11 protein-coding genes are annotated in these 12,695 nt (G+C 65.1%); 7 read left to right on the top strand and 4 right to left on the bottom strand.

Going from position 1 to position 12,695, the window contains the following annotated elements:
• Window positions 1-175 precede the first annotated feature (175 nt).
• From FJ951_RS07465 to msrA, 4 genes are all read left to right on the top strand, one after another.
• Window positions 176-547 (top strand): endonuclease domain-containing protein, encoded by a 372-nt coding sequence (locus FJ951_RS07465; RefSeq protein WP_140491726.1) that lies wholly within the window; start codon window positions 176-178, stop codon window positions 545-547.
• A 311-nt stretch (window positions 548-858) separates the two neighbouring features.
• Entirely contained in the window at window positions 859-1,563 is a 705-nt protein-coding gene (locus FJ951_RS07460) for a DUF1223 domain-containing protein (RefSeq protein ID WP_140514158.1), read from the top strand.
• 125 nt (window positions 1,564-1,688) lie between these two features.
• Window positions 1,689-1,967, top strand: coding sequence for a hypothetical protein (locus FJ951_RS07455; protein ID WP_140514157.1), 279 nt, complete (start codon window positions 1,689-1,691; stop codon window positions 1,965-1,967).
• A gap of 133 nt (window positions 1,968-2,100) precedes the next feature.
• Entirely contained in the window at window positions 2,101-2,826 is a 726-nt protein-coding gene (gene msrA, locus FJ951_RS07450) for a peptide-methionine (S)-S-oxide reductase MsrA (protein WP_140514156.1), read from the top strand.
• Between the two features lie 228 nt (window positions 2,827-3,054).
• Here msrA and FJ951_RS07445 read toward each other — a convergent pair whose 3' ends face one another.
• The 3 genes from FJ951_RS07445 to FJ951_RS07435 form a co-directional block, all read right to left on the bottom strand.
• A complete protein-coding gene (locus FJ951_RS07445; RefSeq protein ID WP_140514155.1) occupies window positions 3,055-5,667 on the bottom strand; it encodes a mechanosensitive ion channel family protein in 2,613 nt (870 codons plus the stop codon).
• 134 nt (window positions 5,668-5,801) lie between these two features.
• On the bottom strand, window positions 5,802-6,806 hold the full coding sequence (locus tag FJ951_RS07440; protein ID WP_140514154.1) for a cytochrome d ubiquinol oxidase subunit II: 1,005 nt from the start codon (window positions 6,804-6,806) through the stop codon (window positions 5,802-5,804).
• Window positions 6,807-6,817: 11 nt separating this feature from the next.
• Complete coding sequence (locus tag FJ951_RS07435; RefSeq protein WP_140514153.1) at window positions 6,818-8,179, bottom strand: cytochrome ubiquinol oxidase subunit I; 1,362 nt, start codon at window positions 8,177-8,179, stop codon at window positions 6,818-6,820.
• A gap of 202 nt (window positions 8,180-8,381) precedes the next feature.
• Between FJ951_RS07435 and FJ951_RS07430 the strand changes: the two genes are divergently transcribed.
• Both FJ951_RS07430 and FJ951_RS07425 read left to right on the top strand, forming a co-directional pair.
• Window positions 8,382-9,308, top strand: coding sequence for an ABC transporter ATP-binding protein (locus tag FJ951_RS07430; RefSeq protein WP_140514152.1), 927 nt, complete (start codon window positions 8,382-8,384; stop codon window positions 9,306-9,308).
• Window positions 9,305-10,066: an ABC transporter permease gene (locus FJ951_RS07425; RefSeq protein ID WP_140491741.1), complete on the top strand. Its 762-nt coding sequence runs from the start codon at window positions 9,305-9,307 to the stop codon at window positions 10,064-10,066. The genes FJ951_RS07430 and FJ951_RS07425 overlap by 4 nt, the downstream gene beginning before the upstream one ends.
• Window positions 10,067-10,097: 31 nt before the next feature.
• Here the strand turns inward: FJ951_RS07425 and FJ951_RS07420 are convergent, their stop codons facing one another.
• The gene (locus FJ951_RS07420) at window positions 10,098-11,135 is read right to left on the bottom strand and encodes a phosphatidylglycerol lysyltransferase domain-containing protein (RefSeq protein WP_140491743.1); all 1,038 of its coding nucleotides are present in this window, start codon (window positions 11,133-11,135) and stop codon (window positions 10,098-10,100) included.
• Window positions 11,136-11,465: 330 nt separating this feature from the next.
• Between FJ951_RS07420 and FJ951_RS07415 the strand changes: the two genes are divergently transcribed.
• Window positions 11,466-12,647 carry an NAD(P)/FAD-dependent oxidoreductase gene (locus FJ951_RS07415; RefSeq protein ID WP_140514151.1) on the top strand — a complete coding sequence of 394 codons (1,182 nt, stop codon included), beginning with the start codon at window positions 11,466-11,468 and terminating at the stop codon, window positions 12,645-12,647.
• Window positions 12,648-12,695 lie beyond the last annotated feature (48 nt).

Below are 12,695 nucleotides of genomic sequence, written 5' to 3'. Positions count from 1 at the left end.
TGCGGCTTCTCCCTTCTCCCCTTGTGGGAGAAGGTGGCCTCGCGAAGCGAGGTCGGATGAGGGGTGTTCCAGGCAACGCCAACGCCTCACTCCGCTGGAACAGCCCTTTTGCGCTCGGCCTCGTCCCGTCCGCCGGGGCTATAGACGGATCGCAGCGTTCGACTAGTCTGGCGCCATGCCGCACCAACCCGTCACCCCCGCCAAGCGCAACTTTGCTCGCTCACTCCGCCGTGACATGACGGAAGCGGAAGACAGGCTTTGGCAGGAACTGCGAGACCGCAGACTGGACCGGATCAAATTCAGGCGCCAGGTTCCTTTTGGAAAATACATTGCCGATTTCGTTTGCCTCGAAGCCGGGCTGATTATCGAGATCGACGGCAGCCAACACGCGGACTCGGATGCTGACCGGATCCGCAAGGCCGAGCTGGAGGCTAGGGGTTTTCGCGTTCTGCGCTTCTGGAACGACGATGTCCTGAAAGAGATGAATGCCGTTTGCGACACGATCATCGCCTATGTGCGGGACAGAAGTCTGCAGCCCTGGAGATAGTGGCGCCGTTTTCCCTTCTCCCCTTGTGGGGTCCGAAGGACGGGGCGGGACGCGTGGCTCGCCCCCGGGCGGTGGCCTGGCGAAGCGAGGTCGGATGAGGGCTGTTCCAGGAAACGCCAACGTCTCACTCCGCTGGAACACCCCTCAACCGTCTCGGCGCTGCGCGCCGATCCACCTTCTCCCACAGGGGGAGAAGGAAGAACCCGCTGGCGCTCAATCACAAACCGGTGAGCGCTGTAACGAAGCGACAATTGGCGGCGAAGTGGGGACATCACCGGCGCATCGCGGCGCCGTCACCACGGAGCAATCCCATGTCGCAAGCCAAACGCAGCAGGTTTCTCGCAGTGTCCAGCCTGGGCGCGCTTGCGCTCGCGGCGTCGCTCGGCGAGGCCGCGGCGCAGCCGCTTACCGTTGTCGAGCTGTTCACCAGCCAGGGCTGTTCGTCCTGCCCGCCGGCCAATGCCAATTTGATCAAGGTCAAGGACCAGCCCGGCGTGCTGGCGCTGTCCTTCAATGTCACCTACTGGGACTATCTCGGCTGGAAGGACATTTTCGGCCGGCAGGAGTTCACGCAGCGCCAGGTGAGCTACGAGCCGCCGCTCGGCCGTGACGGGCCGTTCACGCCGCAGGTGGTGGTCAACGGCCATGCCGACGCGGTCGGCGCCGCGCCCGGCGAGATCGAGCGGCTGATTGCGGCGAGCGGCCGCATCAAGGGACCGTCGCTGTCGCTCGATGGCGGCAAGGCCAGCATCGGCGCGGGGAGCGTACCGGGCGGCAAGGCCGACATCTGGCTGGTGCGCTATGCCAGGGGCGTCGTCGAGGTGCCCGTGGCGCGCGGCGAGAACACCGGCCGCACCTTGCCGCACGGCAATGTCGTGCATGCGCTGAAGAAGCTCGGAAGCTGGACCGGAGAGGCCACGACGCTCGACGTGCCGGCGGCCGCCAACGGCCTCAGCACCGCAGTGCTGGTGCAATCGCCCGGCGGCGGGCCGATCCTGGCCGCCGCCGCCGATTAGCTTACCTCCGGGAACTTCCCGGTTGCGGGGAGAGACCATGCCCGATCAGAAATTGCGCAACGCCGCGCCTGCGGCGCCGCAACAGCCGGCCGCCGCGTGGGCGCGCCCCAACCAAGGAGACCATCATGACCGTTCTTTCCCGCCTGACGCTGCCGGCGCTTGCGCTCGCTTTGTGCTCGACGGCATTGCTGGCCGGCGGCATCGCCCGGGCCGACGAGGCCACCAACGCCATGAAACCCGCCGCCGACGCGATGAAACCGGCAACCGATGCGATGAAGCCGGCCGGCCCGATGGCCACCAATGCCATGAAGCCCGCCGCCGATGCTATGAAACCGGCGGACGCCATGAAGCCGGCGGTCGACACGATGAAGCCGGCGACGGATGCGATGAAGCCTGCCAACTAGGTCAAGCCGCGGCGGAGAGTTACGCACCCGCTGGGGCCGCATGAGAATGTGAGCCTCCGCCGCAACTCGCGCATCGCGCCGGCTCCGCTAATTCAATAGACTGGACCCTATGCAAGCCATGAGGAGTGCAAACATGACCGACATCAAGAACCGTTCGAGCGGCTTCGTCCGCGGCGCTCTCGCAGCTTTCGCGCTCGCCGTCGCGGGCGCCGCCTTCTGGCTGACGCCAGCGGTTTCGGCGGAAGACGCCGTGGTGATCCCGCCGCCGGCGCTGGATGAAAAGGCCGCGGGCGGCAGCGAGACGGCAGTGTTCGCCGGCGGCTGCTTCTGGGGCGTGCAGGGCGTGTTCCAGCACGTCAAGGGCGTCACCAAGGCGGTCTCGGGCTATACCGGCGGCGCCAAGGACGACGCCGTCTACGAGACGGTCGGCACCGGCCGCACCGGCCATGCCGAATCCGTCGAGATCACCTACGATCCCTCCAAAGTCACCTATGGCCAGCTGCTGCAGGTGTATTTCTCGGTCGCCCACAATCCGACCCAGCTCAACTATCAGGGGCCCGACTCCGGCACGCAGTACCGCTCGACGATCTTCGCCGAAAACGACGCGCAGAAGAAGATCGCGCAGAGCTACATCGCCCAGCTCGACCAGGCCAAGCTGTTTTCCAAGCCCATCGTCACCACGATCGAAACCGGCAAGACCTTCTACCCGGCCGAGGAGTACCACCAGGATTTCCTGACGCTCAACCCGACCTATCCCTACATCGTCTACAACGACCTGCCAAAGGTGGCGAATTTGAAGACGCTGTTCCCGAAGCTTTACAGCGACAAGCCGGTGCTGGTGCTGTCGGCCAGCAATTGAGTCTTCGCAGGGTGAGAAGAACGACAGGTCGGCGGGACGGCGCCCCCCTCTGCCCTGCCGGGCATCTTCCCCCACGAGGGGGGAGATCGGCGGCCTCGCCGTCCCGCCCCGCTGTCAACGTTAGAAATTGGCGAAAGCCGTCGCGACATCCAATCTCCCCCCTCGTGGGGGAGATGGCCGGCAGGCCAGAGGGGGCGCGAGGGATCGCGGCCTCTCCTGCGAAGAAGGTTACACCCTCTTCCGCCACGGCAGGCTCCAGCGCGCCTTCTCCAGCGAGGCCTTGGCTTCGACCGTGGCCGGGGCAGCCTGGGCTTCGCGGTATTGCACCGAGCCCCGCGGCGGATAGGGCAGGCTGTCGTTGAGCTCCAGCCTGTCGAGCTGGCTGAAATCGGGGAAAGGCAGTTTTTCCTCCTCACGCCAGGCGCTGACCCGCTTTTCCGCGGCGATGCGCTTTTCCTGGTCGAGCGGCAGGTCGGCGGCGCTGTATTCCAACTGCGCCGGGAAGGCGAACTGGGCGCCGGCCTCGTCCATCACCGCGATCATCGACAGCAATATGTCCTCGCGGATGGCGAGAAACTCCGAGCCATCCGCGGTCGTGATGTAGGTGAAGACCTCGATGTCGAGTGAATAGGGGCCGAAGCCGACGAAGCGCACGCGGCACGGGTCGTCGATGACGCGCGGATGAGCGATCAGGAGCTTGCGCAGCGCCGCCAGCGTGTAGCGCAGCTGGTCGGGCGTCGTCTCGTAGCGCAATTGCAGCGTGGTGGCGAAGCGGGTGCGGTCGCGATGGGCGTAGTTCTCGATCTGCATGCCGGCGAAGTCGGAATTGGGCACCGAGATCACCGTGCGGTCGACCGAGCGGATGCGGGTCGAGCGCATGCCGATATGCTCGATGGTGCCGGACTGGTTGCCGAACTTGCAGAAGTCACCGACGCTGACCGGCCGGTCGGCATAGAGCGTCAGGCCGGAAAGAAAATTCTGCAGCGTTGGCTGCGCCGCCAGCGCCACCGCCAGGCCGCCAATGCCGAGGCCGGCCAGCACGCCCTGATAGGGGATCGCCAGCACCTCGGCCAGGAGCAGGAAGGCGACCACCAGGGCGGCGATGCGCGCCACGCCGGTCAGCAGCGAGATCAGCGTCTCGTGGTAGCCGGGCACGTTGAAGGTGGCGCGGTAGCGCTCGGCGATCTTGCCGATCAGGTGCCAGACGACGGGAACCGCGCCGATCAGGATCAGGCTCCAGGCCGCCGCCTTGGCGGATGCCGCGATCACCTGCGGCAAGCCGAGCGGCCGCAGCGCAAACAGCAGGAACAGGCCGAGGAAGATCGAGCGCACCGCCCATTCGACGACGCGGAAGAAGCCGGCCCGCCCGGAACTCCTGCCGCGGCCGGCGAAGAACACGATCACCGCGTTGGCAAGGAAGCCGAAGGCGATGCCGGCAAGCCCGGCAATGCCGAGCCCCAGCCATTGCCAGCGTTCGATCGGCCCGGCGCGGGTCAAAAGGGCAGGGCTGATCTCACGGGCAAGGCCCCTGGTGGCGAAGAAGGGATCGTTGCTGGCGAAGGCGGTGAATTCCGGCGCCACCGGCGCATCCTCGATATCGGCATAGAGCGTGCGGATGTTGGCCAGCGTTTCCGGCGTGAATTTCCACAGCTTGCCGCCTTTCTCCGTCCCCACCGGAGCGACGACGATGTTGCCGGCCGGATGCTCGAAATACACATAGGGCGTGTTGCTTTGGGGATCGTCGGGAATTTCCTGCCAGTAGACGTAGCCGATGCGGTCGATGACTTTCTTGAGATAGCTCTCGAGCAGAACCGCCTCGTCGGACCGCACCGCCGGATTGTAACCGCGCATGTCGAGCGCCGTTTGCGTCGAACCGCCATTCTGGTCAGCGATGCCGCCGAGCAGCATCTTGAACGTGTCGCGCGGCGAGGCGAGCTTGGCCGGATCGTCGACCATGTCGGGGGCTTCGCCACGCGCCGCCTGGAACTCGGCGAGCTTGGCCTGCAGCACGGCGAGCTGCGGCCCGACGATGAACCATTCGCCGGCCTTGCGGCGGAAGGTGACGTCGAAGAAAACCTTGCTGCCATATTGCTGCAGCCTGGCTGTCACCTCGTCGCCGGGGATCGCATCATGCGGCAGGTTCCACAGGCGCAAGGTGGCGTTGTCGATCACCGAAAACAGGAGCTTGGTGTAATCGGGCATGTTGAGGCCGCCGCGATCGGCCTCCGTGACGTCGACCAGGCCGGCCGCCAGCGCGGCAAGGCCCATGCCGCCGCCGGTGGCGCGCGGCACATTGTCGGCGCCGCTCTCGTTCATGGTCTGCAGGAACGAGCGCATCGTCGTCATGGGGCTGGTCTGGTCGACCTTGAGGGTCTCGGCGGCGTCGACGCGCACGCCCGTCCACCATTCGGCGGTGGCGGATTCGAAACGGCCCATGAAGCTCGCGCCATCCGGCGCCATGACGAAGCTGAACTCGCCCTGGCGACTGCCCTCGAACCAGCGGCCGAACAGCTTTTCGCCTTCGGCCTTGGCTTCGATGCGGCCGCCATACAGGGGATAGACGCCCTTCACCTCGGCGCCGTCCTGCTCGAAGGTGATCTGGGCGCCGCCGCCGCGCCATTTGGTGTCCCAAACACCGGCCCAGTTGGCCGTCTGCTGGGCATAAGCGGGCTGAATGACAGGCAGCAGGCCGGCCAGCGCAAGCGCGGCGATCAGCGTGACCAGGCGGATCAGGACCAGAGCAATTCCAGGAAAGCGGCGTAGCGATTTTCCCGGGAAAAGCGCGTAGCGCTGCCGCGCCTGCGGATCGTGTTCTATCGAGGCAACCGGGACACCGCGCATTGCATTGCCCTTCTTCTCGGACCGCTGCCATCAGGCCGCAGCATGTCGCGGAAGGTTATTGCGCGTGAAGATGAATATTGTCTTTCCGACAGGCGGCAGGCGGAGGCGATGATTTCGCGCCGTCGCCTGGCCCTTCAATCGTAGGTCAGGTCCCTCGCCTTGCCGCCGAACACGCGGTAGGCATAGAAGGAATAGAAGATGATGATCGGCAGCACGACCACGGTGCCGGCCAGGATGATGGCCAGGCTTTCGGGTGCGGAAGCCGCCTGCCAGATGGTCAGCCTGTCGGGCACCACGAACGGATAGAACGACCAGGCGAGCCCGGCAAAGCCCAGCGCGAAGATGGCGGCCAAGATCAGGAACGGCGTCAGCGAATGGCGGTCGTCGGGCCTGGGCAGATGAGAGGTCTGCCGCCACAGCCACAGGAACAGCAGCGCCGACAGGATCGGCAGCGGCGACAGATAGAGCATTTCGGGCAGGACGAACCATTTGGCGAAGATGCGCGGGCTGGCGAAGGGCGTGGCCAGCGACACGGCAGCCATGCCGAGCGCGGTCAGCACCAATGTGGTGCGCAGCCAGCGCACCGCCTTTTTCTGCAAGTCGCCTTCGGCCTTGTAGATGACCCAGGCCGCCCCCATCGCGGCGTAGGCCGCCGCCAGGCAGAACGCCACCAGCACGCCGAACGCCATAGCCCCCAGGCCGAAGTCGAGGCCAAGCACATAGACGCCCAGCATATAGCCTTGCGCCAGTGAGGCGATGAGCGAGCCGAGAAAGAAGATGCGGTTCCAGCGGTGCTTGCGCTCGGTCGCCACCTTGGCGCGGAAGTCGAAGGCGACGCCGCGCAGGATGAGGCCGACCAGGAGCACGAACACCGGGATATAGAGCGCGCTGAGGATGACGCCATGCGCCATCGGAAAGGCGACCAGCAGAAGGCCGACGGCCAGCACCAGCCAGGTCTCGTTGGCATCCCAGAACGGGCCGATGGCGGCGATCATGGTGTCCTGCTCGGCGTCCTCGGCCGCCGCGAACAGGATGCCGATGCCGAGATCGAAGCCGTCGAGAATGACGTAGATCAGGATGGCGAGGCCCATCAGGCCGGCGAAGATGAGGGGGAGCAGGGTCGGCCAGTCATAGGTCATTTCTCTCTCTCCTACTCGCCAGCCGCGGGCTGCGACATCGGCTTGTTGAGCACGCCCGGCAGCGGCGAGGTGTCGCCGTCCTTGGCCGCCTTCAGCGCCAGGTGGACCAGAACGCCGAGATAGGCGATCAGCAACAGCACGTAGAGAGCGAGATAGACGGCCAGCGTCAGCGCCACATGGCTGCCGGCCACCGGGCCGACGGCATCGGCGGTCCTCAGCACGCCCGTCACCAGCCAGGGCTGGCGGCCGATCTCCGTCGTATACCAGCCGGCGAGCGTCGCCACCCAACCGGAGATGGTCATCGGCACCATGAGCAGCGCCAGCGGCCTCGGCAAGCTATGACGGCGCTTGAGGAAGAAGGCGGCCGACCAGGAGACGGCGAGCATCAAAAGGCCCGTGCCGACCATGACGCGAAAACCCCAGAACACCGGGAAGACGGGCGGATGATTGCCGGGATAGTCGTTGAGCCCCGGCACCACGCCCCTGGCACTGTGCCGCAGGATCCAGCTCGCCCCGTCGGGAATGGTCACCTCGAACCTGTTTTCCCTGGCCGCTTCATCCGGAATGGCAAACAGCACCAGCGGCACGTTGGGGCCGGTGTTCCAGTTGGCTTCCATGGCGGCGATCTTCTGCGGCTGGTGCTCGAGAGTGTTCAGGCCGTGCTGGTCGCCGGCAAGGATCTGGATGGGGATGAGGATGGCGGCGGTGAAGACGCCGGTGCGCAGCGCCTTCCACATCGATTCCGAGCGGTCGCCCTTGAGATAGCGCAGCGCCGACAGGCCGGCTATGAGGAACGATACCGTAAGCCCGGAGGCGAGCAGCATATGGACGAGACGGTAGGGCATGGAGGGATTGAAGAGGATCGCCCACCAGTCGACGGCGTGGGCGACGCCGTCGCGCATCTCGAAGCCGACCGGCGTCTGCATCCACGAGTTCAGCGCGATGATCCAGAAGGCCGACACGGTGGTGCCGCCGGCGACCAGCACGGTCGCCAGCGTGTGGATGCGGTTGGAAACGCGGCGGAAGCCAAACAGCATGATGCCGAGGAAGGCTGCCTCGAGGAAAAAGGCGGTGAGGATTTCGTAGGCCAGCAGCGGCCCGGCGATGTTGCCGACCGTTTCCATGTAGCCCGGCCAGTTGGTGCCGAACTGAAAGCTCATGGTGACGCCGGAAACCACGCCCATGGCGAAGGACAATGCGAACACCTTCACCCAGGTGAAATAGGCGCGCATCCAGGCCGAATCATTGGTCGCGTTGTAGCGGAGCTTGAAGAAAAGCAGCACCCAGCCGAGTGCGATGGTGATGGCTGGAAACAGAATATGAAACGAAATATTCGCACCGAACTGAATGCGCGAAAGGATGAGCGGGTCCATGGCGGGCTCCGGCTGCTTCTAATAAGCGGAGAATAGGCTTGTAGGGCCAGCCGGTCAAAGCGGCGTCCCGCCGCGAGGCGGAACGCCGCAGCGCCATGCGGCGGCAATGTCGAGAACTGTCAGCAACGGCATTGACTTGCGGTTGCATGCGGCGACATTCGTCCTATATCTGGGGTCCTCTTTCAAGCAGCCGTTTTCAGCCATGCAGCCTGTCATCTCCATTTCCGGGGTCACCAAGACCTACGCCACAGGCTTCAAGGCGCTGAAGGAAATCAATCTCGATATCGAGCGCGGCGAGATCTTCGCGCTGCTTGGCCCCAACGGCGCCGGCAAGACGACGCTGATCTCGATCGTCTGCGGCATCGTCAACCGTTCGTCGGGCAGCGTCACGGTGGACGGCCACGACATCACCAAGGACTATCGCGCCGCGCGCGGCCTGATCGGGCTGGTGCCGCAGGAGCTGACCATCGACGCCTTCGAGAGCGTCTGGGCGACGGTCAACTACAGCCGCGGCCTGTTCGGCAAGCCGTCGAACCATGCCTTTGTCGAGAAGGTGCTGCGCGACCTGTCGCTGTGGGACAAGAAGGACGCCAAGGCGATCACGCTTTCGGGCGGCATGAAGCGGCGGCTAATGATCGCCAAGGCGCTGTCGCACGAACCGCGCGTGCTGTTCCTCGACGAGCCGACGGCCGGCGTCGACGTCGAACTGCGCCAGGACATGTGGGCGATGGTGCGGCGGCTGCGCGAGGACGGCGTCACCATCATCCTCACCACCCACTATATCGAGGAAGCCGAGGCGATGGCCGACCGCGTCGGCGTCATCAACCGAGGCGAGATCATCCTGGTCGAGGGCAAGGCCGAACTGATGCGCAAGCTCGGCCGCAAGCGCCTGGTGATGGAACTGCGCAGCCCGCTCGGCGCCATTCCGGACGCCGTCTCGCACTACGCCCTGGAATTGTCGTCGGATGGCGGGCAGATCACCTACACCTATGACAACCAGAGCGCCCGGCCGGGCGTGGCGTCGCTGATCCGCGATCTCGAGGCCGCCGGCATCCAGTTCCGCGACCTGGACACGCAGAACAGTTCGCTGGAGGAGATCTTCGTCAATCTTCTGAGGCAAGAGCCATGAACCTGCGCGCGGTATGGGCGATCTACCGGGTGGAGATGGCGCGCGCGCTGCGCACCGTTTTGCAGAGCATCGTCTCGCCCGTGCTGTCGACGTCGCTGTATTTCGTCGTCTTCGGCTCGGCCATCGGTTCGCGCATCACCGAGATCGACGGCATCAGCTACGGCGCCTTCATCGTGCCCGGGCTGATCATGCTGTCGCTTTTGACGCAGTCGATCTCCAACGCCTCCTTCGCCATCTACTTCCCGAAATTCGTCGGCTCGATCTACGAGCTGTTGTCGGCTCCGGTCTCCTATCTCGAGATCGTCCTCGCCTATGTCGGGGGCGCCGCCACCAAGTCGATCATCCTCGGCCTAATCATTCTGGCGACGGCCTCGCTGTTCGTGCCGCTCTCGATCCAGCATCCGTTCTGGATGCTGGCCTTCCTGGTGCTGACGGCGGTGACCTTCAGCCTGTTCGGCTTCATCATCGGAATCTGGGCCAGGAGCTTCGAGCAGTTGCAACTGGTGCCGCTGCTGATCATCACGCCGCTGACCTTCCTCGGTGGCAGCTTCTATTCCATCAACATGCTGCCGGGCGCCTGGCGCACGGTGACGCTGTTCAATCCGGTCGTCTATCTGATCAGCGGCTTCCGCTGGAGCTTTTTCGGAAAATCGGACGTTTCGGTCGGCATCAGCCTCGGCATGACCGTGGTTTTTCTGCTGATCTGCGTGGCGACCGTCGCCTGGATATTCAGGACCGGCTACCGGCTGAGGAATTGAGGGGCGAAGCCACGCTGAGCCGCGGTCAGAGCTAGATCGCCTTCACCAGCCGCAGCAGGCCCAGCATCTCGACATAGGTTCCCTTACGGAAGGCGACGTAGACCGGCTCCTCGATGCCGTGGAAACGGCGCTTGAACGCCGCCTGCCCCTGCAGGTTGAAGCGGCGGCGGTTGACCCAGGGCGAATCATAGGCGCGCTGGAAGGCGTTGCGCCAGAAATCGCTTTCGGCGAATCCGCTGGGGCCGACGTCGACCAGCGGCGACAGCCCGAGCGTGACGACCGAAATGCCTTCCTCGCGAAAGCGGTCGACGGCGAATTTGGTCAGGCCGACCTCGGCATGCGGCGAGGCGTCGATGTGCTTGCGCTTGAAGGCTGTGGTGTAGCCGATGACCTTGCCGCCGCGAAACAGCGGATCGAAGTCGAGCAGGGCGACCAGTTCGCCATCGGGGCCGTGCAGCACGAAGCGGCGCATGTCGACGCCCACATGATCGGCGAAGTGCCGGTTGAGGAAGCCCATTTCCCAACGCTTGACGATGCGGTCGCCGCGCCAGTTCGCCGAAAGCCGGGAGATCTCGTCGAGAAAGATCGTCCGCTTGTCCTCGGCGAACGAAAAGCCCTTCTTCAACAGCCAGCGCTCGGAGTAGCGCACGGTTTCGTTGCGCTTGCCGGAAAAATCGTGTTCGGGCAGCGGCAGACGGGTGTCGATGCCCAGCCGGTTGACCTTGTAGCCGAGCCCGGCCAGCACCCGCGCCGACTGTTCGCCGATCTGCACGAACCAGGGGCTGCCGGCGGTCTCGACGAAGCGCCTGATGTAGTCGGCCCGATGGGCCGGATCGGCGACCGGGTCACCGAGCGCGAAATGATGCTTCATCTTGGTGCCGAAAGCGATGTAGCCGTCGGCGTCGCCGAAATAGGAGAGCCTGCCTTGCACGGCGGAGGAGTAGGCGAGTGAGAAGTCGCCGTGGCGGCGCACCAGCGCCAGCCGTTCGGCATGGGTGAACGCCTGGCGCTCGACCTTTGGCGAGGCACGCTCGAGGATTTTGTCGAGATAGATCCGCAAGGAGGGCATGGGTCGAGATTCCGCGTGCATCTGCGGCGCGCACCCGGGTACGCTATACGCCGTGGCGCCTTGATTTTGCACAGGAAGCCGAAAAAAGCGTTTCGAGGACTTCGGATTCCTGTACCGGTAACAGAGATCCGCCAGCCCCCGGATCTCGAATCAATCACATTGCCGCGACCTGATTATCGCCGATCTCGCGTATATGCCATATAGGACGCAACCGCGGTGCGGCGCATGGCCTCGAAATCCGGGGCCGATCTGCGTATGGATCATGCGCGGGAGGGCGTTCTGCCGGTGTCGGCGGAAGCGCCACCGGGGTGGAATGGGGTTCGTGAGCGAATGGCAGATACGACAATCAGACCGGCAGCGCACCAGACGGTAACCATCGAACCGGCGATCGTCATCGGCGCCGGCGCCGCCGGTCTCGCGGCAGCGCAGGCGCTGGTCAAGGCCGGCGTGGCGACGGCGATCCTGGAAAAGGAGAGCCGGTTGGCCGAGCCATGGCATCGGCGTCACCAGCAGCTGCGCCTCAATACTCACCGCGACCTTTCGGCACTTCCCGGCCTTGCCTATCCGAAGGGCACGCTCGCCTTCCCCCACAGAACCGCCGTCATCCGCTATCTGAACGATTTCAGCGAGGCGAACCGGCTGCCGGTGGAGCTCGGCGTCGCCGTCGAGGCGGTCCTGTTCAGGGGCGACCACTGGGCGATAGAGACCAGCGCCGGGATGCGCCTGGCGCGCCACGTCGTGATCGCCACCGGCCGCGACAGACAGCCGTTCATCCCCGAATGGAAAGGAATGCGGGATTTCGCCGGCCGCATCATCCATTCGGCTGATTTCGGCGACGCGAAGTACTATCCCGGCAAGAAGGTGCTGGTCGTCGGCGCCGGCAACTCGGGTATAGACGCGCTCAACCACCTGGCGCAGGCAGGCACCGCCTCGCTGTGGCTGTCGGCCCGCAATGGTCCGTCGGTCCTGCCCAAGCGCATCGGCAAGATTGCCGTGCACCGGCTGTCGCCGCTGATGGCGCGGCTGCCTTTGCGGGTCGCCGATGCGGTGATCGCCTTGACGCAGCGCCTGGTTTTCGGCGATCTGACGAAATTCGGCGTGCCGCCGGCACCGGTGGGCGGCGCCAGCCGCCTGACCACCGACTACACAGCGATCGCCGCCGACGAGGGCGCGATCGACGCCATCCGCTCGGGCAGGATCACCGTCGTGCCGGCGGTGCGGGAATTCACCCGCGACGGCGTCATCCTGGCCAATGGCAGCCTGATCGATCCCGACATCGTCATTGCCGCGACGGGCTACCGCACCGGGCTTGAGCAGATGGTCGGCGATCTCGGCGTGCTCGACGGCAAGGGCGTTCCGCTGTTCAATGGCGGGGATGCCGATCCGAAACTGCCTGGCCTCTGGTTCACCGGCATGCGGCCGAGCATCCGCGGCTGCTTCGCCAACGCCGCCATCCAGGCCAAGGCGATCGCCGAGCGGATTGCCCGGCGGATCGCCAATTCCGGCCCCTGAACCGGGCTGGAGGTTCGTTTTACGCGTCGGACGGAACCCCACTTTCCT

The sequence above is a fragment of the Mesorhizobium sp. B2-2-3 genome, assembly GCF_006442405.1.
In the GTDB taxonomy this organism is placed as follows: Bacteria; Pseudomonadota; Alphaproteobacteria; order Rhizobiales; family Rhizobiaceae; genus Mesorhizobium.
Note: the sequence above shows the minus strand (reverse complement) of the source record. Positions and strands in the feature narration are given on the sequence as shown.

Excerpts from the sequence above, each read along its gene's own strand:
- msrA (WP_140514156.1), top strand. The coding sequence starts at position 2,101 with ATGACCGACATCAAGAACCGTTCGAGCGGCTTCGTCCGCGGCGCTCTC.
- FJ951_RS07445 (WP_140514155.1), bottom strand. The coding sequence starts at position 5,667 with ATGCGCGGTGTCCCGGTTGCCTCGATAGAACACGATCCGCAGGCGCGG.
- FJ951_RS07455 (WP_140514157.1), top strand. The coding sequence starts at position 1,689 with ATGACCGTTCTTTCCCGCCTGACGCTGCCGGCGCTTGCGCTCGCTTTG.
- FJ951_RS07425 (WP_140491741.1), top strand. The coding sequence starts at position 9,305 with ATGAACCTGCGCGCGGTATGGGCGATCTACCGGGTGGAGATGGCGCGC.
- FJ951_RS07430 (WP_140514152.1), top strand. The coding sequence starts at position 8,382 with ATGCAGCCTGTCATCTCCATTTCCGGGGTCACCAAGACCTACGCCACA.
- FJ951_RS07415 (WP_140514151.1), top strand. The coding sequence starts at position 11,466 with ATGGCAGATACGACAATCAGACCGGCAGCGCACCAGACGGTAACCATC.
- FJ951_RS07460 (WP_140514158.1), top strand. The coding sequence starts at position 859 with ATGTCGCAAGCCAAACGCAGCAGGTTTCTCGCAGTGTCCAGCCTGGGC.
- FJ951_RS07440 (WP_140514154.1), bottom strand. The coding sequence starts at position 6,806 with ATGACCTATGACTGGCCGACCCTGCTCCCCCTCATCTTCGCCGGCCTG.
- FJ951_RS07465 (WP_140491726.1), top strand. The coding sequence starts at position 176 with ATGCCGCACCAACCCGTCACCCCCGCCAAGCGCAACTTTGCTCGCTCA.
- FJ951_RS07420 (WP_140491743.1), bottom strand. The coding sequence starts at position 11,135 with ATGCCCTCCTTGCGGATCTATCTCGACAAAATCCTCGAGCGTGCCTCG.
- FJ951_RS07435 (WP_140514153.1), bottom strand. The coding sequence starts at position 8,179 with ATGGACCCGCTCATCCTTTCGCGCATTCAGTTCGGTGCGAATATTTCG.